This is a genomic window from Acidipropionibacterium timonense, from assembly GCF_900605005.1.
Taxonomy (GTDB): domain Bacteria; phylum Actinomycetota; class Actinomycetes; order Propionibacteriales; family Propionibacteriaceae; genus Cutibacterium; species Cutibacterium timonense.
This window is the reverse complement of sequence record NZ_LR027558.1, coordinates 1,712,386-1,737,809: the sequence shown is the minus strand read 5'-3', so window position 1 is coordinate 1,737,809 and position 25,424 is coordinate 1,712,386. Positions and strand designations below refer to the sequence as shown.

The following is a 25,424-nucleotide window of genomic DNA, read 5'->3' as shown; positions in this document are numbered from 1 at the left end:
CGGTCGACCGGGGCGTAGCGTAGTGGCTAGCGCGCCTGCTTTGGGAGCAGGAGACCGCAGGTTCGAGTCCTGTCGCCCCGACCACCTTGTCAGGGCCATCTTGCCAGCGTCACTGCTAGTGGGGTGGCCCTTCTGGTGCCCCCGGTGGGTGCGCAGTGTGTGCGGTCGTGTGCAGTCGTGGTGTGTCGTGCGTCGTACCGGGTACGACGGCGACTAGGGGTGATGTGGTCCTGGTCGGGTGGGATCTGTACCCATCCTGTACCGGGCCGGATACGGCATGGGGGTATCGAGGCCGGTGGCAGCGCCCGGGGTGCTTGGCTTGGCGGTGTGATGTGTTTGCCCTAGTCACAGGGAAACGCTCACTTTGGGTGAGCGATTCTGGCATGTTGAGGCAGGGTGTGCCAGTATTAGTGATGTCAGCAAGACAAAGCCCCCACGGAGCTGGCACTCCCGGGGGCACGGACAGAGATGGAGACTCTGACATGACCGAGCATATCATCACCAGCAATGTCAGCTCACTCACCAGCAGCGATGGGCACCTGACGGAGCTGGATCCATTCGACCTGACGGACTGCGCCGGAGATTTCGCCGGCGATTTTGACATGGATGCCGCCAATGGCGACTACTACGAGTCCTGCTGTGAGGCCCTGGCAGCGGTCCGGCCCGAATGGTCCCTGCTCAAGAATGCCGAGGTCGTCGGCCCGGTCGACTCCCCCGACCTGAGCGAGGACGAGAGGGAGACACTGGGTGAGCTCTTCGACACCATTGATGTGACCGCCATCCTCCAGCGCCACACGATCTGACACACCAACCCGACCGGCCCGGGGCATGGACGCCCCGGGCCACCCCTAGAGAGGACACTGACATGATCGACACGACCACCACCCAGGGGCGCGCAGCACTCCAGCAGATGAGGGGCCTCGGGCGCCGGCTCCTGGCGGGAGAGGACCCCGCAGTAGCGACGGCGTACCTCATCTTCGACCGCGCCCTGGCCGGTAGCACCGAGGATCTGCACTGGTACCTGGCGGGCGACATCAGCGCCGACGCCGCCGGGTACACCTGGACCATCGAGCGGTATGTCGACAGCGGGGACGGCACTGGAGACGGCCTGTCCTTCCTCGATGCCGGCTTCACCGCAGCTGAGTCGGCCCGTATCCACGCGATCCTGTCCACTGTCGACCCCGACCACGACGAGGAGGACGACTGATGGCATCCCCGACGATCCATGCCGCTGTCCCGGCCGACCTCGCTGACTGGGTGGCAGGCCGGGCGGCACTGCGGTGCGAGCCGACACGGCTGGCCCGGTCGGTGATGAGCGAGCTGTGGATGTGGCAGACAGTGCAGCAGGTGGAGCTGTCTAGGCAGTCCTGGACACTCGATGAGCTGCATCTCATCGCCGCCTCCACGATGGGCACGATGCCGACGGCGGCAGTGCCCACGACGATGGGCCTCATGGCCGCCGCCCTCTACGATGCCCGCCGGGTCGGCGACATCGCCGACGACGACGCCGCAGCCGCAGTGCTGGAGCGGCTGGCCGGTCTGTCGGTGGCCGCCGATGTGGCCCTCGAGTATGCGGTGGCGCGCTGGTGGGCCGACGATCTGCCGCACTCGGTCGACGGCTGGGCTGAGGTCGGGGTGCATGTCACCGATGGTCGGGGCGACCTGCCATGACTGGTCGACCAGCCTATGGATCGGCCGACAGCCATGGACGGTACGGGATCCTCGACACTGACGATGACGGCCGCCTCATCTGCCATGAGTGTGGCCGCACCTACGATCATCTGGCGACGCATGTGGCGCAGGCCCATGGCATGACCGGCGCTGTGTATCGGGACAGGCATGGGCTGTCCACCGGGACGCCGCTGGTCTCCCGCACTGTGCGGGGGCGGATGAGTACGGCATGGCAGACCCACCGTGATGCCCATCTGGAGGTACTGGCTGAGCACCGCGACCCGGATCGGGCGAGGGCATCATCGACAGCGGGTGGCAGGTGGAGGGCTGAGCTGGTCGCCCGCCGCATGGAGGCCTCGGCTGCGCGACGGGTGGAGCTGACCGGTGAGCAGGTGGCCGAGCTAGGTGATCTGACTGATCTGCCGGGGTGGGCTGATCGTGCTCGGCGGCTCATGGCCCGTGACGGTGTTTCGGCGGCGGCGATTGCCAGGGCTGTCGGCCTGTCGGCTGCTGGCGTGCATCAGCGACTCCGCCGCTATCCGGGCAGGTGATGGGGATGACAAAATGACCCCCGGTCACGCAGGATTCAGTTCCATACGTGACCGGGGGTGAGCCCTCTTGCTGCTCTCAGCGGGTTGGCTCTAGCGGGATGATCCGATCATACACCTCAGGAGATGAGCCGCCAGCCTTGCGGGTAGGCGTCCGGCGCCCACACGTTGGCGGCCATGGTGGACTGATACACGTGGCCCCTGTACGTCACCTTGTCGCCGGTCTTGTAGGCGTCGTGTGCACCGGTCGGCTGGGACCAAGCTGCCGGTGTGCCGTCAGCAGTTTCCTCGCGCCAGCCGGACACGCCGGGCTCCCACACATTGTGCGCCACGGTGGACACCCATGTCTTGCCGCTGTGGGCGGTGTGGTCACCCTGCCCGTAGGTGTCGAGGGCACCGGACGGCTGGACCCATTCCGGCCACGACCCGTCCGAGCGTTGGGCGCGCTTCGCTGCAAGACCGGACGCATCCTGATAGCGGGTGGTGGCGTCCTCGATCTGCTTGGGAATATCGGCTATGGCTTGTCGCCGGTTGGATTCGTTGTAGAGGGCTCGGAGGGTGTCTTGCAGGTCGGTGTCCGACAGGGTGGTTGGGTCGGTGATTGCGGTTGTCATGTGTGCTCCTTATGCGGCTGTTCCTGGGAGGGTGGTCATCAGTGCCACAGGCGGAGCCGGGAAAACAGCAGTACCCGACAGATTTTTGCCCGCGACGATGTCGACATATCCGTTTCCGTAAAAGGTCATGGAACCATTTACGCAAATAGCATTAAATTTTATTCCATTCTTTAGGAATTGATTAGCTGTCCCGGGAACGATCTGGTTAATAGATCCTGACATTGTCAATGACTCCCAAACGACATAAATAGCGCCATTGAGTCGTTTCGCTATCATACTCCCGCCATCTACCACATTTCTGATTTTAATGCTGCGCCAGCCGGTGTCCACTAGGACCACCTCCCAGCCCGTGCCGATACGCTGCCACTGCCACGCACCCACACCAGCCCCATCAGTCGAGCACCACATAGCACCCACCGGCGCAGCCTGCACCCACGACTGACCAGACGAATCCAGCGTAGACGTGATATCCGGACGCCCCTGCCCGACACCCATGTACGGGGACGGCTGGCCGGTGGCACCCGTGACGCCACGCGGCAGACCCAACGCCAACGTGAGATTGGGCCATGCGCCAGAAAAACTCGCGGTGGCAGGATTCCCGGTATCCACCGTGGAGACAGTCGTCTGGATCGTGCTGGGCACCGGAGCGTCCCTGCCGGCAGGACCGGCAGGACCGGTCGCGCCAGCCTCACCCGCAGGACCAGCAGGACCCTCAGGGCCAGCCGGACCAGCAGGCCCCGCAAACGTGGCCTGTGGCACACCATCCACGTGATCCCCGGATCGGATGAGCACATCACCGTCAGCCACCGACGCCGGCACCAGCAGAGTCACCAGCTGCGTCGACGGCCCCTCAGGCACATATCCGACAGCCGCCCACAAATCCAGCGGGGCCTGACGAGTGTGCCCGGTCGTCACCACGATCTCGATCGGATCCCACCCCAGCGAGGCGGCAAACGTCACCCTCCACCGGCCGGTCCACAGCCATACGCCACGCTGGCCCTGGATCGACAGATACCCGGCATCGTCCAGATCGGCGCGGACCGCCTCGTGGACGGAGCGGATCGACGGCTCCGGGGCGCCCTCACGGATGATCCTGCCCGGCTCCAGTGGCGCAAAAGTCACCGCCCCAGGCATGGTGATGGGCGGCCCATCGGGGTACTCGTCGCCCTGCGGGGTCATGTCTCCCACTGCCCGGATGGCGCGTGCCACCACGTAGCCGTAGGCGTAGTCCGGTGTGGGGAGGGCCGGCTCCACGCTGGGTGTGGTCACGACACGTCACCCACGTCAGCATGCTGAGGCTCCGGGTCGGGCACCTCGACATCCGGGTCGACCTCACCCGCCACAGCAGCAGGCACCGTCGGAGCCACCTCCGACGCCGGGGACGGGGTGTGCCTGTGTGCCACCAGCGGCGCCACCATCGACGCCAGAGTCAGGGCCGACGCCACCACCTGGGCGATGGACCCCTGAGTCGGTGCGTCGATGAGACCCCACGCACCCAGCGCCGCCAGGACCGCTGTGGCCACCCCGTACAGGGCCTTACGCTGCGTCTCAGTCATCATGCCGCCTTCTTCGTGCTGTCGAAATCCCAGTCGACACCCTCGCGGCCCACATACGCGGAAACCCGCGTCAACAGCCGGGCGAGATTGTTCTCCTTCTTGCCCCACGTGATAGCCGACAGGAACGTCTTCGGCAGCGCGTCGATTTTCCGTTCGGCGCGGATCGCGGCTGCACGGCCTTCGCCGGCAGCACGGTAAATGTCCTCAAGGCGCGACATGATGTCGCTGTACTGGCTCATGGTGAGTTCTCCTTCACTCGTGGATACACTGGATGTAGTGGATGTGTTGGACGTGGATGTCGTGGACGTTGACGCCGTGGATGCGCCGCCGAGAATCGCCGCAACCCGCTTACGAAACGCCCCCATGTCAAGGCCCGGATCAGACCAGTCCCTATCGTCGGCGACCTCGCCGTGACCGCACACCGACCCGGCAGACCAGCCATGAGCACGACAGATAGCAGCCGCCCACCGTGCCGCCGTCTCCTGCTGCTTCGCGTTCGGCGCACCGGCCGCAATGCACTCCACCCCGTACGTGTACTTGTTGGCGTTCTGCCTCGAGCCGCGCCAATTCACGCTACTCGCGAATGGGAACGTTTCGTGCAGCCAACCACTCCATGCCTTGTCGGAATACTGGAGACAGTGGTTCGCCCGTCCGGCCGCATTCACCCACAGGACCCCGTCAGGGTCGATGACAACGTTTGCTTTGTCCGGGCATGCCGGGTCGCCGTTGATAATGTCCGAGATATACTCGGTGACGCTACGGGAACCGAGCCCCCCGGCGGTGTGGTGAATCACCACACCATGCGGCTCCCAACCCTTCGCCGGGATACGCCACATGCCCCTATCGCGCCATCCAGGCACTTCCCTGATCGTCACACCGGCCGCACGATATGCGGCCAGCTGCTGATCAGCTGTCAATGGTGTCGCCATGTCATCTACTCCTCGTGTCCTCAAGCCGCTCCAGGCGGCGACGAATGTCCTCATGAATGTGGTCTGCTGTCTGCTCGATCCGCTGATCTGCGCTGCCCAGACGGCCGATGTCGCGGGCCATGCCACGCTGTGTGTCCCGCATCTCGCCGATCCTCGCTTCGATCCTGTCGACCGAATCACGCAGGCTCGACCCGTGATCCGGTGACGTTTCCGAGTCGAGCTTCCCGCGCATCTCCCGCACCTCGATACGCGTCCTGTAGCCGGACCACAGGGCACCGACGAGCGCCGCCAGGGCGGCCAGGACGCCGCCGAATGCCGTGATGATGTCGTCCCACTGATCAGGCGGAGGAATCGGAATCATTGGACTCATGAGCGCCTCACTTGGTGTAGGTGACTTCAAGACTGACATCAGACGGAGCGTTCGAGAAGCGCCCGAAATAGGTCAAATCCGTCCCCGCACCCTCACCCAGAGTGAAGCCGCGAATGGTTCCGTTCGCGATACCAGACCACCAACCTGACGGGATGTCAACCCACCTTGCAGCCCCCACACCCCACAGGGAGGTCGTGAATGCCCCGCCGCCCGAGGTTTGCGGCGAGGATGGGAGGGAGGTGTCATCGTAGTGCCCGATCCGCGCATATCCGCCGGCCGAATAGTACCAGTGAGTATTCCGTAAATACAGCCGCATACGTGAAATATGCACGCCACCGGATGACAGCTCAGTCGACGGCGCACCGCCCCACAGGAGCACCGAGTATCGCCGGGTCCCGCCATAGGAGCCCTGCTGTAGATCGGAGGTGACGACAGTCGATCCCTGCCATGTGCGGGTGTAGGCGGCGTTCCATCGCCTGGTGTAGGTTTGCACCGCCGCACCTGTGGGAGCTGTGCCGGCCGAGGACGACCCGTACGGCGTGCCACCGCCCTGATTCTCCTGCCCGTCCCCCCACGACCCGTACGACCCCATATCCTCCAGATAGATATTCGCCATGTGGGTGTCGGTAGACGAGAAGCGGCCGTATACGCCGAACGTGTTCATGTGCGCTGACAGCAGCAGCCGCACGGTAGTGTCATTCTGCTGCACCGGAAGAATGGATTCCCAATATGTGTAAGTGTTTCCGCCCGGCGCCTTGGTTGACATCATGTCGAGCTGCGCTGCGCCAGTCGTCACAGGCGACGGAGCCCCACCGACATCAGACGTCATCCTCAGACGCAAGTAGATCTGATCTGCCGCGCTCGTCCACACACCACCCTGCACCACGAACCGATAGACACGCCCGGCGTGCAAAGGAGTATCAAACTCCAGCAAGCCCAGCTCAGTATTTCCGAACTGGAGATTATTCAGCGACGATGTCGATCCGAGTTTCTGCCTGAAAACAATGCCCTGCGGCAGTGCGGCAATAGTATCCATAATGTCAGTTCCGGCAACCGTGAGCGTCCCATTCACCGCCATGTCGCCAGCTACACCGGAGCCGTCCGAGCCAAAACCGGCCACAGGGATACCGGCGACATCGTAAATGAACAGATGGTCATCAGAGGCCCCGCCCAATGACGTTGAGGCGTAGGCGCTGCCGTCGCCGTCATCACGCAGAACCTCAACAGTCGCACTGCCCACATGGACCCGAGGGAGGGCCGTTGGCGACGGCGACCACACGTCGATACCGGACAGCGACCCGGACGTGATGGTGCCGGCATCCAAGTTCGCCAGGGCAGTGCCGTCGATGGTGTCCGCCTGCCAGGTGGTGCCATCGGAGTGCCACATGCCGATGGTGTGGCCATTGCTGTCGAGCTGGAACCAGGCGTCACCGCGGTTTCCGACAGGTGACCCGTCGGGCGAGTTGAGGGAGTAGGTGTTGGTGTTCCTGCCCGAGGCGCTCGCGATCGCCACGGTCACCTCGGACGACAGCGCCGACATGGGGATCTGGGCCCGGCGTCCGACGACGTCGGTGACGGTCCACCGTCCATCCTGCAGGTCGACGGTCACCGACTCGGCCTCGTCGTCGTCACGGTTGCCGTCAGGAAGGACAGCTCGCAGCGAGTGCGGGACGATGGCGCGCACATCGGTGCCGTCGTACAGCTGGACGGCGGCGATGATGTCGACAGCCGGAGGCCACACCTGCGCCCACTGCTCCCCGCCATCGGGCACCCAGCCCGCCGGAGCCGAGACGGCCGTCGTGAGCAGGTCGGGGTCAGTGTCGGTCTCACCCCAGGTGACATCGGTGTAGCCGATGGTCGTGACACCACCATCGAGGCTGATGGTCCCGGCATCGACAGCGAGCCCGGACGCATCGACCATGGCCATGGTGACCCCAGACCATCCAGTGACGACACCGCCGGCCTCGACGGTCGTCACCATGGACACCCTGCCGGGAATGCTCATCGAGGCCTCCTGGGGTTCTGGACGCGGCGCGTGACCTTGCGTACGTGCGTGTGGCGGCTCACGGACATGTGACCATCGGCCGACAGCGGGATCGAGTACTTCATGAGCGCCATCCGCCACGTCCAGTCGCCAGCCTCGACGGCCACCATGTCCCGGGGTTCCAGGTGTGGGATGACGAGGCAATCGAAGGCCAGGTCCACGTAGGCCCACCCCAGATCGTCAAGCCTGCGCTGGGCGATGATCTTGGCGTCCTTGGCCGAGGTGATGTCAGTATTGGTCACCTCGTCGCGCAGATACCGCGGCACGCCGTTGCGGGCCAGACTCTGGGGGCTGAACGGGCTTGAGGCCGGAAGTGTCGCGGTCGCCGAGACCGCCTTCTTGGCCCCGGCTGGGGTGCCCCCGTAGACAACGACGAAGTTCTTGATCGCAGAGACGTCCGAGGTGATGTCAGGCTCGGTGAGGATGTCGACGCCCCGCCGGAACGTCCAGGCGGGCTTCTTGACGTTGCTCTTGAGCTGGCAGACCCCCATCCCGTTGTAGTGCAGCAGAGGATCAGTCCCGGCGTCACGGGACGCCAGGGTGTACGACAGCTGCTGGAGCTTGGGCCATGGGGCCTCGTTCGACAGGCACTGCCAGGTCGCAGTGATCTTGTCTGACCATCGTGGGATCGACGTGAACTGCTCGCCGGACTCGGTCAGGACGCGGGACAGGACATCGGACTTGCGAGCCCCGGCCGGGATGATCCAGTTCCGCGACTGCGGCACGGTGAGGAACGACTCCTTGCCCTGGGCGGACAGGGAGATCGAGTCGGCGTTGCGCTTGAGGCTCGTGATGGGTCCCGTGAACACGGGCACATCGACCCATCGGGGCAACTGCTCGGACCAGACACCGTAATGGACCCGAATCATGCGGTCGGCGTAGAGGGCCGCCTGGGCCGGACCCTGGGTGTCGAGGTTGAGACGGTTCTGGGGGTCGCGCAGCTCGAGAGTGCAGGTACGCGAAACGTCGGCCTCGACGTCGACATCGACCTGCCCGGACAGGACACCATCGTCGGCCGAGGCCATGATGTGATGGTCGAGGTCGAGTACGTCGACCCGGAACCGCACCTTGTGGTCGACGATCAGGCCAGCCTCGAAAGCGGCCAGGTCGTCGGCGGACAGCTTGAGGTCGATCATGCGTCGCCGCCGAAGGGGAACTGGTCGATCTGGTGGAAGTCGAATGAGGTCCGCCACATGCGTCCGGCCTTGCGGTTGACGCTCGACAGCTGCACGTTCGACACGTTGACCGGGAGCACCTGGTCCTCGATGACCAGCAGGAACCGATGCCCGATGCGCGTCTTCCATCCCAGGAGCCGACGCGACCAGACGTCAGGGGTGTCAGCGATCCCGGACAGGGGCACGAGCATCCCCGAGACAGTTCCCTCATAGCCTCGTTGGGCCGAGACGATGACGACGACACGGGGCGATCCGAGCGGCTCGAGGCTCGCGGAGACCTCTGGCATCTTGAGGTCGTGATCGGTGTCGCCCACGACGCCGACCGCCTCGTCGGTATCCGGGTCGATGAGCCAGGTGCCCTGCAGGTCGCGCTCGACCGTGATCTGCGTCGGAGTCGATGCCTTGCCATTGACGACAGCCTGCACACCGACAGTGTGACGACCCGAGGCGACATACACCCACCGACCGAAACCGGAAGCAACCGAACCCCAGGTGGCACCCGATACTCGGTCCACCTGAACGCCGTCGCGCAAGATGATCCACTCATCGGGCAGCTCGGATCGACTCCACGACAGGCGCACCTCGGGCCGCGTGCGATCCTGATCGGCTGTCAGACTGGACACCCCGGAGACCGTGGCCGACGGGGCATAGGAAACAGTGGCGGACGCCTCGCCTCGAGGGGGGCATCCCGGCGTCCCCACCCGTTGTGTCAGACCATCCCATGCCTGCACGAGCACCTGATACCGCCCGGATGACGCCATGGGGACCGTCGGGGTCCACGACGTGGCCGAAGTATAGATGACCCCGGAGCTGTCAATCTGCGTCAGGCTCGCCCCATCCCACCGGGAGACGATGACCCGCCAGTGGGTGACGGCTCCGCCGGACCCAGGGGTAACGGTCCAGGTGATCGGAGGCGTGGGGTCGGTGACGGTCGGCGACGAGGACGACGGGTACGTGAGTGTGACCACCGGCAGCGACTGATAGGTCATGCTGGCCGGTGCGGACCATCCGGACCACAGTCCAGATCCATCCTGGATTCGCACCCGCCACCACACCCGCGATCCGACGGCGAGCTTGGGCCACCCTGAGACCGACGAGGTCTCCATCTGGCACAGCGTGGTCGCCACCTGCCCCGAGTCCCAGCTCGGAGAGGAGAATCCGGTCTGCGTCGACGCCGTCTGCACCTGACAGGTGGCAATGTCGGTGCGCCCCGCATGGTCGTAGAACGTCCACCTCAGAGTCGGAGTGGGGGTTCCCACGACGGCTCCGGAGGTGGGCGACATGTCAGTGGGGGGCAGCGGATTCGACCACCAGTCGATGTCGAGAGTCGGCGTCGCCCCCGCCGAGCCGTCCATGGTGACGGTGTCGCCCGACAGCGGGGACCACAGCAGCAGACCGTAGAACCGCTGGCCATCAGCCACGCGCTGCATCTGTGCGGTGACATCGATCTGCCACAGGTCGCCGGTCTTGAGAGCCCCCGTGCGGGTGGCATCGGTGCGTGGACCCGTGCCGGAGGGCTTCGTCGTCCAGTCCAGGGTCCAGAACGACGCCGCCCACTTGTCGGCGAGCTGGGCGGTGATGGCATGGCTCGTGTTCGTGTTGGCACGCAGCCGAACCGTGAGGACAGCCTTGGTGACGTTCGCCCCGGTCGACGGGAAAGGGTTGGCGAACCACAGGACCGTCCAGTAGCGCTTCCCGGACGTCCCTGACACCTGGAGGTAGGTGTGTCGGGTGAAGTTGCGCGCCGACGGGGCAGCCTCCTCGACGAACGCACAATACTGGGCCCGCTGGGTGACGTGCGTCATGCTGCCGCTCCCGTCCGGGCCAGATCGGCCCACCGATCATCGAAGGCGTTGGCGCCCTCGACATACATGCGCCCCACGAGCTGGTCGTCGACATCGCGGACGACCAGGACCGACGGGGACGACTGCCGTCCGAGCATCTGGGCCGTCTGGCGGGCGTTGAACACCGTCGAGCCAGCATTGAGCTTGCGCATCTGGGCGCCGACGACGATCTCGGGGCGACCATCCTCGGACAGGGCAGCGATCTGCGAGAACGGCACCGTCCCGCCGCCGACGTATCCGTGGCCGTAGCCGATGACGGCCCGCCAGTTGCGGTGCTGGGCATTGGCGGCCCGCATGCCGACGATGAGGTTCTTGAGGGGGTTGTAGACGTTCGGCAGGAAGGACCCCATGTCCTTGCCGAAGTCGTCCCAGGTGACCTTCGGCACCTGGACAAGGCCGCGCGCCGGATCGCCGTGGGCGATGTTGACGTCATAGACGGCGGACGACTGGATGAGCTTGGGATTGCCCGAGGACTCGGTCATGATCTGGCGCAGCCACTTGTCCTCATCGGAGCGTCCGCCACCGATACCCGTGGCCGCCAGGGCTCGGGCGACCATAGGCCGCCACGATTCCTGGTTGCCAGCAGTACCAGCCTGACCGCCATCTGCGCCAGACCTCTTGAGCTTGTCCCACAGGCCCCTCGCCCACGCCACCGCATCCCCGGCGAGCTTGCCGGGCAGGCCCGCCAAAGCCGTCGCCCACCCGGAGGACCCGAGATGACCACTGATCTGCGATGAGAGCCCCGACAGCTTCGAGCGCACGAACGCCATCGGGTCGGCCAGGCCACCGAACGCCGCCTTGGCCTTCGCGGCCAGCTGGTCCGCCCAGCTCATCACGGCTGAGACTGCCCGCCCGAGCCATCCGGGACGCGACCCGCCTCGGTCGTAGGGGTCCTTTCCCGTCAGGCCATGCAAACCATCGCCGCCGGCGCGATACGCCTGCTGCTGATAGACAGCCGATCCGAGAGCGATACCGGCCCCCGGCAGCGGGATGCCGTGGACATGCCACGAAAACTTCTGGGCCGGGCCGCGCACCCAAGCGGCAATCCCTTGGCTGCGCAGAGCGTCGCGGATCTTCCACAGGTCGGCACCACCGACGACGTCGACTGCATCGCCACGGTGAGAGGTGCCAGACCATGGCGTAGCCGGGCGAAAGCCCCGCTGAGCGATCTGCAAGGTTGCGTTGAGCGAGGCAGCTACAGCCATGAGGCGGCGCTCGAACTCCTGTGACCAGCGCCCCGAGCCACCCACGAGGCCGCCCCCGGCGTAGCCATGCAGGCCGGAGTTGATGGCATGGAGCAGCGGCAGATTCCGGGCAGTCTGGCGCCGGTTGACGACGAATTCTCCCGGCTCGACGCGGGCCGTGGGGACCCCGCCGATGGACAGGCCAAGGACATTGTCGCGGTGCGCTGGATCGAAGCTTCCGGGGATGACACCGCCGCCGCGGAATCCGGCGATCGACAGCGGCTTCATCGGGTTCTTGACGCCGAAGAACCTCTGGACGGATGCGACGGCAGCGATGAGGCCCTTGTTGATCGGCGTGTCGATGACCCACCTGATGGGCTTGCTGACGATCGACTTGACCGCGTCCCACACCTTCTTGATGCCATCTTTCATGCCCGTGAAGGCACGAATCGCGCCATCCTTGATGCCGGTGAAGATGGTGATGACACCGCTCTTGATGCTGTCGGCGACATACAGGATGATGCCCTTGCCGAGAGTGAAGGCGAACTTGATTCTGGCCCACATGACCTCGACGATGCGCAGGACACCGTTGTGGATTGCCGTGAACGTGGCGACGATGCCGTGCCAGAATCCGACAGCAACCTTGGCCACCCAGCCGAACGCCGACTTGAAGAAGCCGACGAACGGCCCGGAGAACCACTGGCCGATGGCCACTGCTGCTTTCTTGACCCCCGAGAACGCAGCGTTGACACCCTTGCGGAAGGTCTCGGAGTGCCTGTAGGCGTAGATGAGGCCAGCGGCGAGAGTGGCGATCCCCGCGACGACGATGCCTATCGGGTTGAGGTTCATGACGACGTTGAGCGCCGCCTGGGCCGCGGCGACGATCTTCGTCCGAGCTGCCCACAGGTCCATGGCGACGGTGACCGCCTTGTAGCCTGCGGCAAAAGTAACCAGACCGGCGGCGATCGAGCCGACAAGCTTTTTGTGCTGCGCCATGAACCGCCCGACGTCACGCAGCATCGGGGTGAGGATCTTCAGGGCTCCGACCACAGCCCCCAAGGCCGTGGCGCCAGCCAGCTTGACCAGGTCACCCAGGAACGGGCCGAGCGCAGCCCCGGCACCCTTGACGAACGTCGTCACCGAGGAGAAGAAATCGGTCAGGAGCCGCTTGCCCTCACTCAGGGCGCCACGGATCTTCTCGCCGAGTCGCTGCCATCGCGACAGCTTGCCGTCCAAGTCGGCCCCCTTGAAGGCGTCATCGCCGGACAGCCCGGACCACACACCCGAGACGACCGGCTTGAGGGAACCGAGGGCGTCGGAGATCTTCTTCCTCGCACCTGCGGCGCCGTCGCCGAGATGAGCGATGGAGTCGTGGACGTCGAGGAGCCAGCCAGTGAACGCCGAATCCTCCTGCATGTGGAACGCATCGGCGAACCGCTGCGTGAAGTCGCCCTTGACGAGCACGTCGTACAGGCCACCCAGGCCGTCCCTGAGGCCCTTGAGTGCTGTCGTGGCACCGCCCGAGGACAGCGTGCGGGTGAGCTTGTCGATCGCGGGCCCGAGGACCGATCCGATCGCGCTGCCCACCTTCTTGGCGCCATCCTCCAGCGGGCCAAGTGAGGTCGTGACGCCGTTGAACAGCGGGGCCATCTTGGGGAACACCCCACCCATGAAGTTCGCGCCGACGCGCCCCAGGGAGGCCCCGATGTTCTTCATGGCCCCGGTGAACGTCTGCCCAGACTGCTTCGCCGACCCTCCGAGGCCCTGCTGCATGGCGGCCGAGAACGTGGCGAAGTCAATCTTGCCCTTGCTCACCATGGTCGACACGTCGGCGGTCGACTTGTGCAGCTGCTTGCTGAGCAGCTGCAGGACGGGGACGCCCTGGCTAGTGAGCTGCATCATGTCGTCGCCCTGCAGCTTACCTCGGGCTGCCACCGACGAGAAGATCCGTCCAGCGTCGGACATCGACATCCCGGCGATGGTGGCGGTGTCGGCGACGGTGCGCAGGACCGATGCCAGCTGGCGGCCGGGCTTGATCCCAGTGGCCACCATCATCGCCGACGTCGTGGCGGCCTCATCCAGGCCGAACGCGGTGCCCTTCACCGAGGAAAGCGAGTCCTGCATGATCTGGGAGACGTCCTTGGCGGACGATCCGAGACCGCGGAGCTTCTGGGTGGCCTGGTCGATGCTCGACAGGCGCGAGAATCCCTTCGTCAGCGCCACGCCAGCCGTCGCGGTGAGTGCACCGACGCCCGTGGCCGCTGCTGCGGCGGCGGACCCGACGGCGACCTTGAACGACGCCGACAGCCCACTCTTGAGAGTCGTTCCCATCTTGCTGCTGGCGCGCTGCAGCGTCTTGGCAAACCTGTCGGACGTCTCCTGGGCAGACTTGGAGCCCTGGGCCGGCATGGAGGCATACGGATTGGGCATCTTGGCCTGGAGCGCGGCCAGACCGTCGCGCATCGAGGCGAGCACTCCACGGTGGGAGTCGGCGGCCCTCTTCTCTGCGGCCTCCTGCTTGCCGATGGCCTCGGTGACCTTGCCACCGGCCTCGGAGCGCTTCTGATCGGCAGCGGCGACGTCGAGCTCTGCTCGAGCCAGACGCTGCTTGGCCCGAGCCGCCCGATCCTCGGCCGCCAGGAGGGCCGAGGACTTCTCGGCCCCCTTGGCGAGCGCGTCGGCGTACTTGGCCTGGGTCTCATTGAGCTTGGCCTGGGCGATCTCGACGGCCTTGGCTGCGTTCTCGCGGGCCGAGTAGGCGCGCTTGGCCGACTGCTCGGCCGACTCGAACGTCTTGCGCGCCGACTCAGTGTCGGCCCGAGCCTGCTCCACGCCATCACGGACCCCAGCCGACAGCGACCGCCCCATGGCCTTCCCGGCCCTGTCGGCGGACCGCTGGGCACCAGCGAGGAAGTCGTTCAGCTGCTTGGTGGGCGACCCGTCGAATCCGACCGACAACGACAGGTAGCCTTGGGCGAGCTCAGTGGCCATCTGGGTCCTTTCGGGGTCGGAATCGGGCCGCCAGGGCATCTGCCTCGGCGAGGGTCAGCGAGTCACCACGGAACGTCTCGGTCTGCCTACGGTCGCCGTCGTCCCACGGCCGCCACACCGGCTTGGGTTCGGGGCCACGCCCGCCGCCGAGACCCCACGAGAGCTGGTTGAGCTGGTCGACCAGCACGGCCGTAAGGGACGTGGCGGCATCCCAGGCGGCGCGAGGATCGACGGCACCCGCCAGGGGGCTACCGGCCGGGACGTGGCGGCACACGACGAACACGTCACGCCACGGCGTACGGCCGGCCTCGGCGTCACGCAGCCTCAGTCCAGCTCGGATGCACTCGTACTCGACTTCCTCGCGATGCTCCGCGACGAGGTCACGGAGCCAGAGGATTCCGGGACGTCCATCTCCAACTCCTCCTGGAGGATCTCACCGAACTTCTCGAGGAACTCCATGAGGTCGGACCTGCGCCAGTTGCGCTCCTCGAGCTCGAGCACGGAGGGCAGGTCTATCAGCTCGTCGAAATTACCGTCATTGGCTGCGCGAAGGATGCGCAGCACCGACACCCGTGGATCGGTGAACTCGGTTCTGTCGAGGCTGTACACCCGGTCCTTGACCGTGATGTCGATGGTGTCGCTCATGCCGTCGCCTTTCATCATGTGGTGTCCGCCGCGTCAAGAGAAAGTCCGTGCGGTGGGCGCGGCGGCAGAAAGTCCCACCGCACGGACGACTAGGGGGATCAGGAGGCAGCACCCAGATGCCAGGTGAAGAACTTGCCGTCCTTGTCCTTGAAGAGCTCGATCGTCGCCTTGAACGAAACGATGGCGTCCTTCTTGAAGGTGAAGCCGTCGATCCCGGTGACCTGACCGTCGCCGACATCGAAGACGCCGTCACCATTCGCGTCGTGGGTGAGGAACGCCCAGCAGGCGTGGGGGAGCGTCTCCCCGGTGTAGCTGATGGCGGTGACCCTGTTCGGCGCCGTGCTCGAGACGGTGACGTTGCTGTCGCCGAAGAGCGCCTTGCAGGAGTTGGCCGTCACCTGGTCGAAGGTGACCTCGAGGGTGGCCTCGTTGGACTTCTCGATCACTGCGATGGTGTCGAGATTCCAGTCCTTGATCTTGTCGTTCGACTTGTCCGTCTTGACGGACAGACCGTCATCGGAGATGTAGCCGAGATCGAGGTAAGCCGCGTTGAGGGCGGCAACCCCGTCGGTCGGTCGGGTCGACCCGATGGGAGCCTTCCAGGCGTAGCCGCCGACCTTCGGGCCGCCGACGCGGACCTCTGCGGTGGACTGCACGGGAGTGGAAGCCATGATGATGCCTTTCGTGGTGTGCCGCCGCGAGAAGGACTGTTCAGTTGTGCTGAGTGAGGAGGGTGGCGGTCATGACGTAGCGGGCTCGGCCGTCCTCGTCGGGAAACCACGACGGGGCGGTGCACTCGACCGAGGCGATGTACACCCCGCCTGAGGCCGAGATGCCTTCCAGCGCGTACAGCTGGTCGCGCACGGTTCCGGCCAGGACGGACGCCTGGGGCGCACTGTCATGGCAGACGGTGATGGTGACGATGCGCTCATCGAGCACATGTGATCTCACTGTGGGGCCGCCCGAGGCGCGCACCTGCACCTGTGGGCCGGTCGTGTCCCGGGGTCTCTCCGTCGACACGACCGGACCGTCGGGTTCGATGAGGGCGGCCACGACGACAGCTTCAATGTCGACGATCACGGCTCATCAGCCCCGTCGAGTTCAGCCCGAGCGGGCTCATGGTCATCAGGGTCGGGGTCGGGTGCGTCGACCTGTACGGCGAACCCACCGGCGATCATCTCGTTGGCGGCGCTGCGCGACAGCTCGGCGATTCGGCCAGTTTCCAGGATCTTGACATGCAGAGTGTCCATGTCACCTCCTCCCGGCCTCGAGGCACGCCATGAAGCCGTGCGGGTCATGCTGGACCAGCCAGGTGGCGAACGCCGAGGCCGGCCGGACCGTGTATCGGGTGCGATGCTCCCCGGGTTCGGTGACGACCACGAAGTGGGGTCGCTGCACCGGATGCTTTTCTGAGCGCGGGTAGCTGTCGGCCCACCGGTTCGCGGCATCACGCACTCGGACCGCCATCTCGAGAACCTCGGGGCGGACCGGTGCCGTCTTGAGCGTTCGAACGAGAGCCTTGCGGTTCACCTTGAGACGTGGCTCAGCCATCGATCCTCCTGACTCTGAACCGGTATCCGGGCTCGAACCCGAACGGGCCGTGATTCCAGTCCTCTGACTCGCCGATCACCTCGAACATGTGTCCGAGAATGACGACCCGATCCTTGTCGGCGGCAGCCCAGGGCGACAGCACCTGCAAGGTGGTCGAGATGCGGTTCGCACCGACGGCCGCCGGTTCGTCGGACTGCTCCTGGGACCAGCCGAACACCATCCGCGGGGTCGAGGCCCATTCGTCGGTGGCGTTCCCGTGGACGTCGGTGGCCCCCAGCGAGCGGACGAGATGGCGCACCGGGTGGCGGGCGATCACGGGAGCTCCCACAGGGGGCCGTCCGACCCATTGATGTCAGATCCACACGAGCACGTCCCGCCCCACACCGTCGAGCACACCTCGGCATGGACGCCCCGGCCGGGGGAGATCTTCGGCATGACCGAGAAGGCACGCCCCGACGACGATGCATCGCGGCAGAGCTTCTGCAGATCAGTGATCTCGGACGGCCAGAGCAGACCCGACGACGGTCGAGTCGTCATGACATGGGTGAACGGTCCGGCCGTCTCCGACGTCGTCGATCCGGACACTCCCGTCTCATTCCATCGGAGGATGGCGCGACGAAGAATGGCCTTCGCCGCACCGAGGTACGGGAATGCCGGATCCGACAGACAGGGGGCGACCCGGAGAGCCACCGCGACAGCGTCGTCGATCATCGCCTGGGCACGCTCGGTCGGAATGTCCGCGAACGGGGCCAGGTCCTCGATGCTGATCACAGCCATGTCAACCGACCAGATCCCAGAACGTCACCGGTCACGCGGAGACCGAGGCGTCCTTGACCAGCACGAACTGGTTGGGGTCCAGGATGGCGACGTACAGGACGGCCTCGACGCGCAGGAGAATCTCGTTCGCACCCTTGAGGTCGCGGCCCGCGTTGTCCGGGTCGCCGTACTGGATGAGCTCGATGGGGAAGTTCCGCTGGAAGCCCCAGCGGACCTTGCTCCAGTCGCCCATGACGGCTCGGATTCCGGGGTCCTTGGCGATCTCGGGCAGTCCGGAGATCGTCGAGGACTGGCCCACCTTGAGGCCGCGCCACGACCCCATGTTCCCGAATCCAGCGTTCGGGTACATGGGCTGACCCGCCAGGGAGTGGCCCTTGGGGTAGACCTCGGTGGCCAGTGAGTAGTTGAAGGAGGGCGTCATGGCGATGCCGTCAGGCATGGACTCTCCAGTGGAGGCGATCTTCCCGACGGCGGAGACGAGATCATCGGTCGGGCTCGCCGTCATGTTGACGATCGCCGTCGACTTGGACAGGCTCGTGGGGATCGACGTTGCCGCAGCGCCGGTGGCGGGGTCGATCCCATGGATGGCGATGAGGTCAACGGCCCGACCGATCGACGATCCCAGCGCCGGGGCGATGAGGTCCTGCATGACGCCGAGACGGTAGTCGGCATCCGCGTACATGAACTCGTCAGACGTGCGCTGCTGGGTGACGATCTTGATCGGAGCAGCCGACCACGGGGTGATGGTCGGCACAGCGGCCGCGGGCTTCTTCTCGGTCTCTCCGACGATCTTGGCGCGCGGCACGCCCGAGAACGTGGCCCCCTTGACAGGGCCGAAGATCGTCGGCTTCTCCGGCGACAGGGCCGCCAGGGTGCCAGAATCGAGCGCCTTGTCGCGCACGATCCCGACGACCGTACCGGGAAGCTGGAGTTGGGTGGAGTTGATGGTGGTGGCATTGACAGCCATGGTGTTACCTCCGGTTGATGTCTACGAGGGCGTCGATGAAGTCGAGTTCCTCGGTGCGTTCTTGGTTGTCGGTGGGTGGTTGACCAGCGAGCCTGCGCATCTGCTGCGACTGGCGTGGCTCCATGAGAGCGGCGAGCCCGTCAGCCGACTTCTCGAGCGATTCCCGATCGTTGCCCGACAGGTAGGCGGCGGCCTCCTGGGGGAGACCCTTGGCGGATACGACGTCGCGGCGGAGATGTTCGAGGATGAGGGCATCGACCTTCGCCTTGAGCTCGCCATTGGCCTTGGTGAGCTTGTCGATGTCCGAGGTGCTCGAGTCGTTGGCCTGCTCCAGTCGATCGAGAGCGGCCTTGTTCTCCTTGGCTCTGGACTCCCACTTGCGCGCCCCTGCCTTCCGGTCCGTCGCGCTCTCCGAGTGGGTCTTGTTGCCGGCCTCCCGTGCGGGATTCTCGATGGTCCCCTGATCCGCCTTCGCGGACTCCTGGTCTTCTGGCATGGTTCCTCCGTGCGGTGGTGATGCGATGGTCCCCGTGCGGGGATGGGCGTCCTTGACGGCGACACCCGGGCCGAACTCAATGGGGCGAGCTGAGCTCGCGCATGGCGGAGAGAACTGCTGTGGTCATCGCCTGCTCTCCTCGGTCGCCGACAAGCCTGACCGCCGAGCGGTACAGCTCCTCATGGGAGCGTTCGGCGTCTGTCTGTTCCCACGGGCCGATCACCTCGACTGCCGTGCAACCGCAGTGGTCGTGGTATCTGGACCCGGGTTGTCGTGGTGTTCTGCGACGATGGGAGGACCGCTTTCGGTAATGATTCCCAGTTACGACGAGCGCCGACTCCCGAGACGAGTAGTCAGATTTCGTCGCGAGCATGATGCAGAACTCGCACGGGTTGACATCGGTGACGCGGCGCCATGTCGTGTGGCTCGCGGCCGTTGACCACTCCATAGTGTCCCGGCCTCCATTGAGGACCCGGCGATCCACGCTCGACGCATACTCGGCCACGATCCGCTCGAAGGCGTCAGGGGCACGTCGAACCGACCCCATGAGCGCGAACGCGGCCGACGTGGCGGGAGCCGGATCGAACTCGTCGAGGACGACCTGGGCTGACGCGGGCCGATGTGACTGGATCGAGCGGTAGTCGGTGATGAACTGCGCGGTCCGCTGGGCCGAACTGGCATGCCCGGCCTTCTCCAGCGCCGTCCACATGATGACGAACTGCGGATCGCCCACCTTGCCCGCGAACCATCGACGCCCCAGCTCGGCGGCATAGGCCGAGTACACCCGGGCGATCCTCGTCTGCGAACGCTGATGGTCGGCAACGAGTCGCCGGGCAGCCCGCGCCACCGATTCGGACATGGTCAGACAGTCTGCTTGGTGATCGCGTCAGCCAGCGACGTCAACGGATCCGGGGCCGTCATGGACCTATGGGTCATGATCGAGTCGATCGACGCATCATCCATCCCCAGCATCTCCAGCACGACCCTGGAGTCAGCCGGGATGATCCCGGCCCCGACGAGCTTGGTCACCGCATCGGCGGTGGCGGCCCGCGTCGGCGTCGAGGCATCGCGCCATCGGGGGCGCACCGTGCGGTGGAACTCGGTCGCGTCGATGTCGTTGCCCAGGGCTAGGGCGACCATGAGGCCCACATCGCTCCACCCGAACCCGAATCCGACCTGACGGCGTTCTGCCCGCTTGACAAGCCTGGCCTCCTCTGAGGCCAGAGCATCCGACGAAGGGGGGTTGGCGGTGACGAACCCGAAGTACCGCTCCGGCACTGCCGACTCACCAGAAGCCAACTGGGCCAACAGGCGAACCTGATCGGCGTATGGGGCAGGGGAGTTGACCGGGAAAGACCCGACGGTGGGCGTGTCGCCGTCCTCGTCCTTGTCAACAGCCCACAGTGACGCCATGGACAGCATCCAGCCGGGCTGCTCGAACTCCTCCGAGGAGACGCCCATGATCCACCGCTGGGGGTAGGCGTAGAACTCACGGTTGACCGTCTGCCCCAGCAGTGTCCGCACGGCCTCATCGGTGTACGAGCGCAGCGCCGGGGTGATCTCCGAGCGACCGCGCTGCCGTGACGTACGTCTCCGATTGACGATCGGAACCATGGGCACGCGGCCCAGGGTGTTCGGCATCCGATCCTTCTCCGTCCACCGATCGCCCCGAAGCTCCATGGACACGATCCACTCCTCGGTGAGCAGTTCGCCGAGGACCACGGAGATGTCGTCCGTCTCCTGCTCGATGAGACCGGCCGAGAGCGTGTGGCCATCAGGGGACATGATCCCCGTGGCATTCTTGGGCGACTGCGGGCGCACCGACACAGTCCCATCGCCGGCAGAGAGCACGACGACGAAGCTCATCCCGAAGATGAGCGCATCAAGATGGGATGCACCGGACTCCGTGGCGAGCTGGTTGCCCATGTACACGTCATCGAGGCCGAGATCGGCCCCTCCGGTCCATCCGAGCCAATCGAGACGTTCATCCAGGGCATCCACTGCGATGGCTGGCCAGCTCACGACAGAGGTGATGCGCTGGAGCTCGGGGGGGATCGCCACGCCCAGCTGTCGCACGCGACGGTTTCCCTCGTAGTACCCCTCGATGCGCCGGTGCCACGGGCGGAGTCGCTTAAGCCGATCATGCATCCGCGACGCGAGGTCCATCTCATCGGCCGACAGACTCATATGATGGACACCCTCTTTCCCTTCCTGGACGCCCTCGGGCGTCTTCTCGTCGTGCGTGCCGCCCAGACCGCCAGCGACGCCGCCTCGATCGCGATCTCGTCCCCATCGCGACGGGACGACCTCCAGCCCCACCCCGATCCGCGCGGCTTCTGCACGGCCGATGCGACCGACGCCTCGAGCATGTCCCTGGGTCCAGCTCCGGCAGGGTGCGTGAGGGTACCGGACTTGACGGCGTCGAGCAGCCCGGCGCACGCCTCCACGTACTGGCCGGTGTTGGCGACGACCACCATGCGCTGCGGCACCCCCCGATCGGCCAGTTCGGCCGCCAGGGTGGGCGAGGACGCACCGGCCATGACAATCTGGGCCGTCTCCTGCCATCTAGCAGCCAGCCAGTCGGCCAGTGAGCCGAGCCCATGGCCCATGTCGCCGGACTGGCCAGCGATGACCTCCACGTGGATGGCGTCAGCCGTCTTCAATGCGCCCGCCAAGGCCACCGAGGCTCCAGTGCGGGAGAAGGCGACACCGAAGGACTTCGGCCCCGCCGGTTCGACATCGTCAACGGCCGATTCGGCCCACTTGCCGACCGGGATCGCGGAGGCTGAGAGGGTGGCCCGATCCCACTGCCCCAGCCGCTCACGGCAGAACCCCTCCGGGGACATCGACTCGTGCTCGTCAGAGACGGTCTGCATGTTGAGACGGATGCCCAGCGCCGGATTGGTCCCCTGGGCGAGCTTGCGCCACTGGCGCATCGCCACCTCGGGGGCCATGTCGTCGGGGATCGAGAACTCCGTCCAGGCGACCCGCTTCGGTGACGTCGCATGCGCTTGTCTACGGATGCGCATTGCCACCTCGCCGGGGGCCAGCGGCCCCGGCGGGGTACCCGTGAAGAGCTGCTGGGGGTCACCGGATGGTGCGGCCGAGATCGTCGGGAGCAACGCCTCGAGCTGTTCGTCCGACAATTCCTGGAACTCGTCACAGACCAGATCGTCAGCCGTGAAACCACGACCTGACCCGCGAGACCTGGCGACGAACTCCACCGACCCCCATCCGGCACATCCGCACCCGCTGGCCATCGTCCGACAGTCCGGATGATGGAGGATGATCGCTTCCTGGCCGTTCGTCGACCTGATGGCTTTCACCATCATGGCCAGATCCGGGTAGCGATCCCGGTTCTCGAAGAATGACCGGAGCCGCGCGAACGCCTTGCGCGCCGTCTTGACCTCATGGGCGGTGTGGAGGATGCGCCTGCCCTGAACGGTCGCCTTGAACAGCTCGACGATCTCGAGGACCGCGTTCTTGCCGTTCTGGCGGGGCACCACCAAGGCGCACACGCCGGACAGGAGCTTGCCCGAGCGCGTCTCGGCGAGCCAGTCATCAAGGACGGCCGCCTGCCACGGATCCGGTGTCAGGCCGTACATGGCGCCGAGCTTGGCCGCATCCGCCCCGGCGCTCACGCGGTAGGGCGGGGCGACACGGAACCGCGGGAGCTGATTGCCGACATCATCGGCCACCCGTCATCACCCCGTGCGGCGCTTACGGTACTTGTCCATCATCGTCACCGCCGGGGACTCAGCCGGGACGACAGGGGGTGCATGCTGCGCCGACGCCTCGCGCCCCTTGTCGAGTCGCGACATGAACGCCAGCTCGTGGGCTCGGAGGCTGGAGATGTTGACGAACTCGTGATCGTCCCAGATAGACGTATGGAGGATTGCCGCCTCCAGGAGGAATCCCCAGTCGGCATCCGAGCAGTCGGCAGTACGTGGATCCTCGCCCCACGCCCTCCACCACTGGCGGGTGGCATCGGCCCACTCCCAGTCGACATCATCGGGCAGCGGCGGCTGCGCCATGGCGACCACTCCTCTCATCACGACCTGCTGGGGGCTGGATCATCGACCCCGGCTCCCAGCGGCATGTCCGGCCATGGTCGATGCTGCGACCATGGCACATGTCAGCCTCGACGCAGGGACCTGAGCTGGCTCCTAGACCTGCGCATTCCTGCCGTGTCCGACAGGCTCTTGGACGACGCCAGGGCAGACCTGGCAGTACGCCAGCGCTGCCGACTGGCAGCAGCCAGAGTACGAGCGACTCTCCTCATGTGGATCACCCTTTCGATTGACACATCGAGTGTCTCATTTCTATACTCTCCCCATGACCACGACAGTCAAAGGGCAGCCGCCATCGACCGAGGTGCGACGCAGGCTCGCAGGAGACAGGGAGCCAGTCCTTGTGTCCTTCTCGCTGGGCAAGGACGCCATCGCCACTGCGCTGGCACTGTCCGACGCCGGGATCGAGACCCACCTGGTGTACCTGTACGCCATCCCCGGGCTCGGTTTCGTCGACGACACCATCGATCGGCTCCAGGACGCCTGGGGGATCACGATCCACCAGTACCCGCACCCGTCGCTGTGGCGGATGCTCAACTCACTCGTCTACCAGCCGCCGGAGCGGTGCTCCATCATCGAGGCGGCCCAGATGCCCACCCTCGACTACGACGCCACCTGGAGGATCATCAAGGATGACCTCGGCTTCCCCCAGCGCACCTGGGTCGCGGACGGAGTCAGGGCGGCCGACTCGATCCAGCGCCGAGCATCACTCACGCGCCACGGCGTCATGAAGGCCACCTCGCGGAAAGTCTCGCCCATCCATGACTGGCTCATCGACGAGGTCATGGGACGCATCCGCGAGGCCGACCTCCCGTTGCCCTGGACCGACCCCAAGCGCGGCGTGCGACTCCCTATCGACTACGCCTGGTTCGGCCGATCCTTCGACGGGGTCGACGAGCGATTCATCCGACCCCTACGGGGCCACGCACCCGAGGACTACCAGAGAGTTCTCGACTGGTTCCCCCTGGCTGACCTCGACATCATGAGAACCGATATCGTAAAGGACTACTGACATGGGATTCGGCAACGTCAAGGACGCGAAATTCGGCTCGAAGACGAGCGGGAAGAGCACGACGAAGAAGGCTCGCGGCGACGAGTTCCACCCGAAGGCTGCCGACCCCTTCGCCGAGGTTGAGTACACCGGGAGTGTCCAGGAGGACGCCAAGCGCGAACTCTCGGCCATGGAGCAGGCCTACCGCAGTCGAGCCACCCAGGAGGAGCGCAGGCGCAGGTACGCCACCGACTCCGAGCACTGGGTCGCGATCTGCTTCTGCACCCGTGAGGACAAGGAGGCCTGGATCGAGCAGGTGGTGGGCGACCTCAGCCTCGGTGACAAGTACATCAATGGATACAAGCTATGCAAGGTGATGGGAGTCGACCTTGGATCCGATGAGTGAGCTACGGATATATCGGCGCCTGCGAGAGATCCGGGGCGACCTCATTCGGCGAGCCCGCGAGGACGGACAGACCTGGCCGGAGATAGCCACGGCCGCCGGTCTGACCAGGGCGACAGTCATCCGCCTCGCGAACCTAAGCGCTAGTGAGAACGATTCCCGGTCTCGGGGGGATTTCACTAAGCCGCTGGAGGAGAAATCGCGATAACGCGGGGGACCCCCCCTGGGTTGAGACATCGAGTCTCACCATTCGAGACATGTCTTGTTGGTCTGGCGGTTGATGTCCACCTGGCCGGGCTGCTCCCGATCGCCCTTCGAGCGGTTGCAGGTCCGGCAGATAGATCGGCCATTGTCGAGGGTGCTCTGTCCTCCCCAGCGGACCGGCACGATGTGGTCGGCCTCGACGGAGTTGGGCAGCCCCGGTTGCCCCCAGGCGAGCTCGACGCCACACAGCGGGCAGTGAGTGAGGCCTCGAGCCCTGTCACGAGCGAGGATGCGATTGCGCCACCTGATGTGCGCTGAGGATGCTGTGCGATTGGTCGCCATGAGATCATCCGGTGATGTGATCGCGGACACACTTGTCCGACGATCTGTACCA

The 25,424-nt window shown here is 65.6% G+C and carries 30 protein-coding genes and 1 tRNA gene; 7 read left to right on the top strand and 24 right to left on the bottom strand.

Annotated elements, in window-relative coordinates:
* Window positions 1-8 precede the first annotated feature (8 nt).
* The 5 genes from E0E30_RS08290 (at window position 9) to E0E30_RS13910 (ending at window position 2,222) form a co-directional block, all read left to right on the top strand.
* Window positions 9-84 (top strand) — tRNA-Pro (locus E0E30_RS08290).
* Window positions 85-482: 398 nt separating this feature from the next.
* Window positions 483-803: a hypothetical protein gene (locus E0E30_RS08285; protein WP_130865865.1), complete on the top strand. Its 321-nt coding sequence runs from the start codon at window positions 483-485 to the stop codon at window positions 801-803.
* A gap of 62 nt (window positions 804-865) precedes the next feature.
* Complete coding sequence (locus E0E30_RS08280) at window positions 866-1,207, top strand: hypothetical protein (RefSeq protein WP_130865864.1); 342 nt, start codon at window positions 866-868, stop codon at window positions 1,205-1,207.
* Window positions 1,207-1,671 (top strand): hypothetical protein, encoded by a 465-nt coding sequence (locus E0E30_RS08275; RefSeq protein ID WP_130865860.1) that lies wholly within the window; start codon window positions 1,207-1,209, stop codon window positions 1,669-1,671. Before E0E30_RS08280 ends, E0E30_RS08275 begins: the two co-directional genes overlap by 1 nt.
* Window positions 1,668-2,222, top strand: coding sequence for a MucR family transcriptional regulator (locus E0E30_RS13910; protein WP_130865859.1), 555 nt, complete (start codon window positions 1,668-1,670; stop codon window positions 2,220-2,222). The genes E0E30_RS08275 and E0E30_RS13910 overlap by 4 nt, the downstream gene beginning before the upstream one ends.
* A gap of 116 nt (window positions 2,223-2,338) precedes the next feature.
* On the opposite strand, the gene E0E30_RS08265 is transcribed toward E0E30_RS13910, so the two are convergent.
* The 23 genes from E0E30_RS08265 to E0E30_RS08165 form a co-directional block, all read right to left on the bottom strand.
* Window positions 2,339-2,833 (bottom strand): carbohydrate-binding protein, encoded by a 495-nt coding sequence (locus E0E30_RS08265; RefSeq protein WP_130865858.1) that lies wholly within the window; start codon window positions 2,831-2,833, stop codon window positions 2,339-2,341.
* Window positions 2,834-2,842: 9 nt separating this feature from the next.
* Window positions 2,843-4,102, bottom strand: coding sequence for a collagen-like domain-containing protein (locus E0E30_RS13325; protein WP_167853840.1), 1,260 nt, complete (start codon window positions 4,100-4,102; stop codon window positions 2,843-2,845).
* Window positions 4,099-4,392: a hypothetical protein gene (locus E0E30_RS08260; protein ID WP_210115802.1), complete on the bottom strand. Its 294-nt coding sequence runs from the start codon at window positions 4,390-4,392 to the stop codon at window positions 4,099-4,101. The genes E0E30_RS13325 and E0E30_RS08260 overlap by 4 nt, the downstream gene beginning before the upstream one ends.
* Entirely contained in the window at window positions 4,389-5,318 is a 930-nt protein-coding gene (locus E0E30_RS08255; protein WP_167853919.1) for a peptidoglycan recognition protein family protein, read from the bottom strand. The genes E0E30_RS08260 and E0E30_RS08255 overlap by 4 nt, the downstream gene beginning before the upstream one ends.
* 1 nt (window position 5,319) lies before the next feature.
* On the bottom strand, window positions 5,320-5,688 hold the full coding sequence (locus E0E30_RS08250; RefSeq protein ID WP_210115801.1) for a hypothetical protein: 369 nt from the start codon (window positions 5,686-5,688) through the stop codon (window positions 5,320-5,322).
* A gap of 7 nt (window positions 5,689-5,695) precedes the next feature.
* Window positions 5,696-7,693, bottom strand: a complete 1,998-nt coding sequence (locus E0E30_RS08245) for a hypothetical protein (RefSeq protein WP_130865854.1) — start codon at window positions 7,691-7,693, stop codon at window positions 5,696-5,698.
* A complete protein-coding gene (locus E0E30_RS08240) occupies window positions 7,690-8,868 on the bottom strand; it encodes a hypothetical protein (RefSeq protein WP_130865853.1) in 1,179 nt (392 codons plus the stop codon). The genes E0E30_RS08245 and E0E30_RS08240 overlap by 4 nt, the downstream gene beginning before the upstream one ends.
* Window positions 8,865-10,712 (bottom strand): glycoside hydrolase family 78 protein, encoded by a 1,848-nt coding sequence (locus E0E30_RS08235; protein WP_130865852.1) that lies wholly within the window; start codon window positions 10,710-10,712, stop codon window positions 8,865-8,867. The genes E0E30_RS08240 and E0E30_RS08235 overlap by 4 nt, the downstream gene beginning before the upstream one ends.
* Window positions 10,709-14,926: a tape measure protein gene (locus tag E0E30_RS08230; protein ID WP_130865851.1), complete on the bottom strand. Its 4,218-nt coding sequence runs from the start codon at window positions 14,924-14,926 to the stop codon at window positions 10,709-10,711. The genes E0E30_RS08235 and E0E30_RS08230 overlap by 4 nt, the downstream gene beginning before the upstream one ends.
* Complete coding sequence (locus tag E0E30_RS08225; protein ID WP_130865850.1) at window positions 14,916-15,113, bottom strand: hypothetical protein; 198 nt, start codon at window positions 15,111-15,113, stop codon at window positions 14,916-14,918. The genes E0E30_RS08230 and E0E30_RS08225 overlap by 11 nt, the downstream gene beginning before the upstream one ends.
* 137 nt (window positions 15,114-15,250) lie before the next feature.
* Window positions 15,251-15,571: a hypothetical protein gene (locus E0E30_RS08220; RefSeq protein ID WP_130865849.1), complete on the bottom strand. Its 321-nt coding sequence runs from the start codon at window positions 15,569-15,571 to the stop codon at window positions 15,251-15,253.
* A 98-nt stretch (window positions 15,572-15,669) separates the two neighbouring features.
* Window positions 15,670-16,242: a phage tail tube protein gene (locus E0E30_RS08215; RefSeq protein ID WP_130865848.1), complete on the bottom strand. Its 573-nt coding sequence runs from the start codon at window positions 16,240-16,242 to the stop codon at window positions 15,670-15,672.
* A gap of 40 nt (window positions 16,243-16,282) precedes the next feature.
* Complete coding sequence (locus tag E0E30_RS08210) at window positions 16,283-16,651, bottom strand: hypothetical protein (RefSeq protein ID WP_130865847.1); 369 nt, start codon at window positions 16,649-16,651, stop codon at window positions 16,283-16,285.
* Complete coding sequence (locus tag E0E30_RS13320; protein WP_167853918.1) at window positions 16,648-16,821, bottom strand: hypothetical protein; 174 nt, start codon at window positions 16,819-16,821, stop codon at window positions 16,648-16,650. Before E0E30_RS13320 ends, E0E30_RS08210 begins: the two co-directional genes overlap by 4 nt.
* Before the next feature lies 1 nt (window position 16,822).
* Window positions 16,823-17,122, bottom strand: coding sequence for a hypothetical protein (locus tag E0E30_RS08205; RefSeq protein WP_130865846.1), 300 nt, complete (start codon window positions 17,120-17,122; stop codon window positions 16,823-16,825).
* Window positions 17,115-17,438 carry a hypothetical protein gene (locus E0E30_RS08200; RefSeq protein ID WP_130865845.1) on the bottom strand — a complete coding sequence of 108 codons (324 nt, stop codon included), beginning with the start codon at window positions 17,436-17,438 and terminating at the stop codon, window positions 17,115-17,117. Before E0E30_RS08200 ends, E0E30_RS08205 begins: the two co-directional genes overlap by 8 nt.
* The gene (locus tag E0E30_RS08195; RefSeq protein WP_130865844.1) at window positions 17,435-17,899 is read right to left on the bottom strand and encodes a hypothetical protein; all 465 of its coding nucleotides are present in this window, start codon (window positions 17,897-17,899) and stop codon (window positions 17,435-17,437) included. The genes E0E30_RS08200 and E0E30_RS08195 overlap by 4 nt, the downstream gene beginning before the upstream one ends.
* A gap of 31 nt (window positions 17,900-17,930) precedes the next feature.
* On the bottom strand, window positions 17,931-18,866 hold the full coding sequence (locus tag E0E30_RS08190) for a phage major capsid family protein (protein WP_130865843.1): 936 nt from the start codon (window positions 18,864-18,866) through the stop codon (window positions 17,931-17,933).
* 4 nt (window positions 18,867-18,870) lie between these two features.
* Window positions 18,871-19,362, bottom strand: coding sequence for a DUF4355 domain-containing protein (locus tag E0E30_RS08185; protein ID WP_130865842.1), 492 nt, complete (start codon window positions 19,360-19,362; stop codon window positions 18,871-18,873).
* A gap of 76 nt (window positions 19,363-19,438) precedes the next feature.
* The gene (locus E0E30_RS08180) at window positions 19,439-20,221 is read right to left on the bottom strand and encodes a VG15 protein (RefSeq protein WP_130865841.1); all 783 of its coding nucleotides are present in this window, start codon (window positions 20,219-20,221) and stop codon (window positions 19,439-19,441) included.
* Window positions 20,222-20,223: 2 nt separating this feature from the next.
* A complete protein-coding gene (locus E0E30_RS08175) occupies window positions 20,224-21,549 on the bottom strand; it encodes a phage portal protein (RefSeq protein ID WP_245306550.1) in 1,326 nt (441 codons plus the stop codon).
* Complete coding sequence (locus tag E0E30_RS08170; RefSeq protein ID WP_130865840.1) at window positions 21,546-23,060, bottom strand: hypothetical protein; 1,515 nt, start codon at window positions 23,058-23,060, stop codon at window positions 21,546-21,548. The genes E0E30_RS08175 and E0E30_RS08170 overlap by 4 nt, the downstream gene beginning before the upstream one ends.
* 6 nt (window positions 23,061-23,066) lie before the next feature.
* Window positions 23,067-23,396 carry a phage terminase small subunit gene (locus tag E0E30_RS08165; protein WP_130865839.1) on the bottom strand — a complete coding sequence of 110 codons (330 nt, stop codon included), beginning with the start codon at window positions 23,394-23,396 and terminating at the stop codon, window positions 23,067-23,069.
* A 301-nt stretch (window positions 23,397-23,697) separates the two neighbouring features.
* Between E0E30_RS08165 and E0E30_RS08160 the strand changes: the two genes are divergently transcribed.
* Window positions 23,698-24,444, top strand: a complete 747-nt coding sequence (locus E0E30_RS08160) for an adenine nucleotide alpha hydrolase family protein (protein ID WP_130865838.1) — start codon at window positions 23,698-23,700, stop codon at window positions 24,442-24,444.
* Window position 24,445: 1 nt separating this feature from the next.
* The gene (locus E0E30_RS08155) at window positions 24,446-24,829 is read left to right on the top strand and encodes a hypothetical protein (RefSeq protein ID WP_130865837.1); all 384 of its coding nucleotides are present in this window, start codon (window positions 24,446-24,448) and stop codon (window positions 24,827-24,829) included.
* A 240-nt stretch (window positions 24,830-25,069) separates the two neighbouring features.
* Here E0E30_RS08155 and E0E30_RS08150 read toward each other — a convergent pair whose 3' ends face one another.
* Window positions 25,070-25,372 carry an HNH endonuclease gene (locus E0E30_RS08150; RefSeq protein WP_245306549.1) on the bottom strand — a complete coding sequence of 101 codons (303 nt, stop codon included), beginning with the start codon at window positions 25,370-25,372 and terminating at the stop codon, window positions 25,070-25,072.
* Window positions 25,373-25,424: the final 52 nt, after the last annotated feature.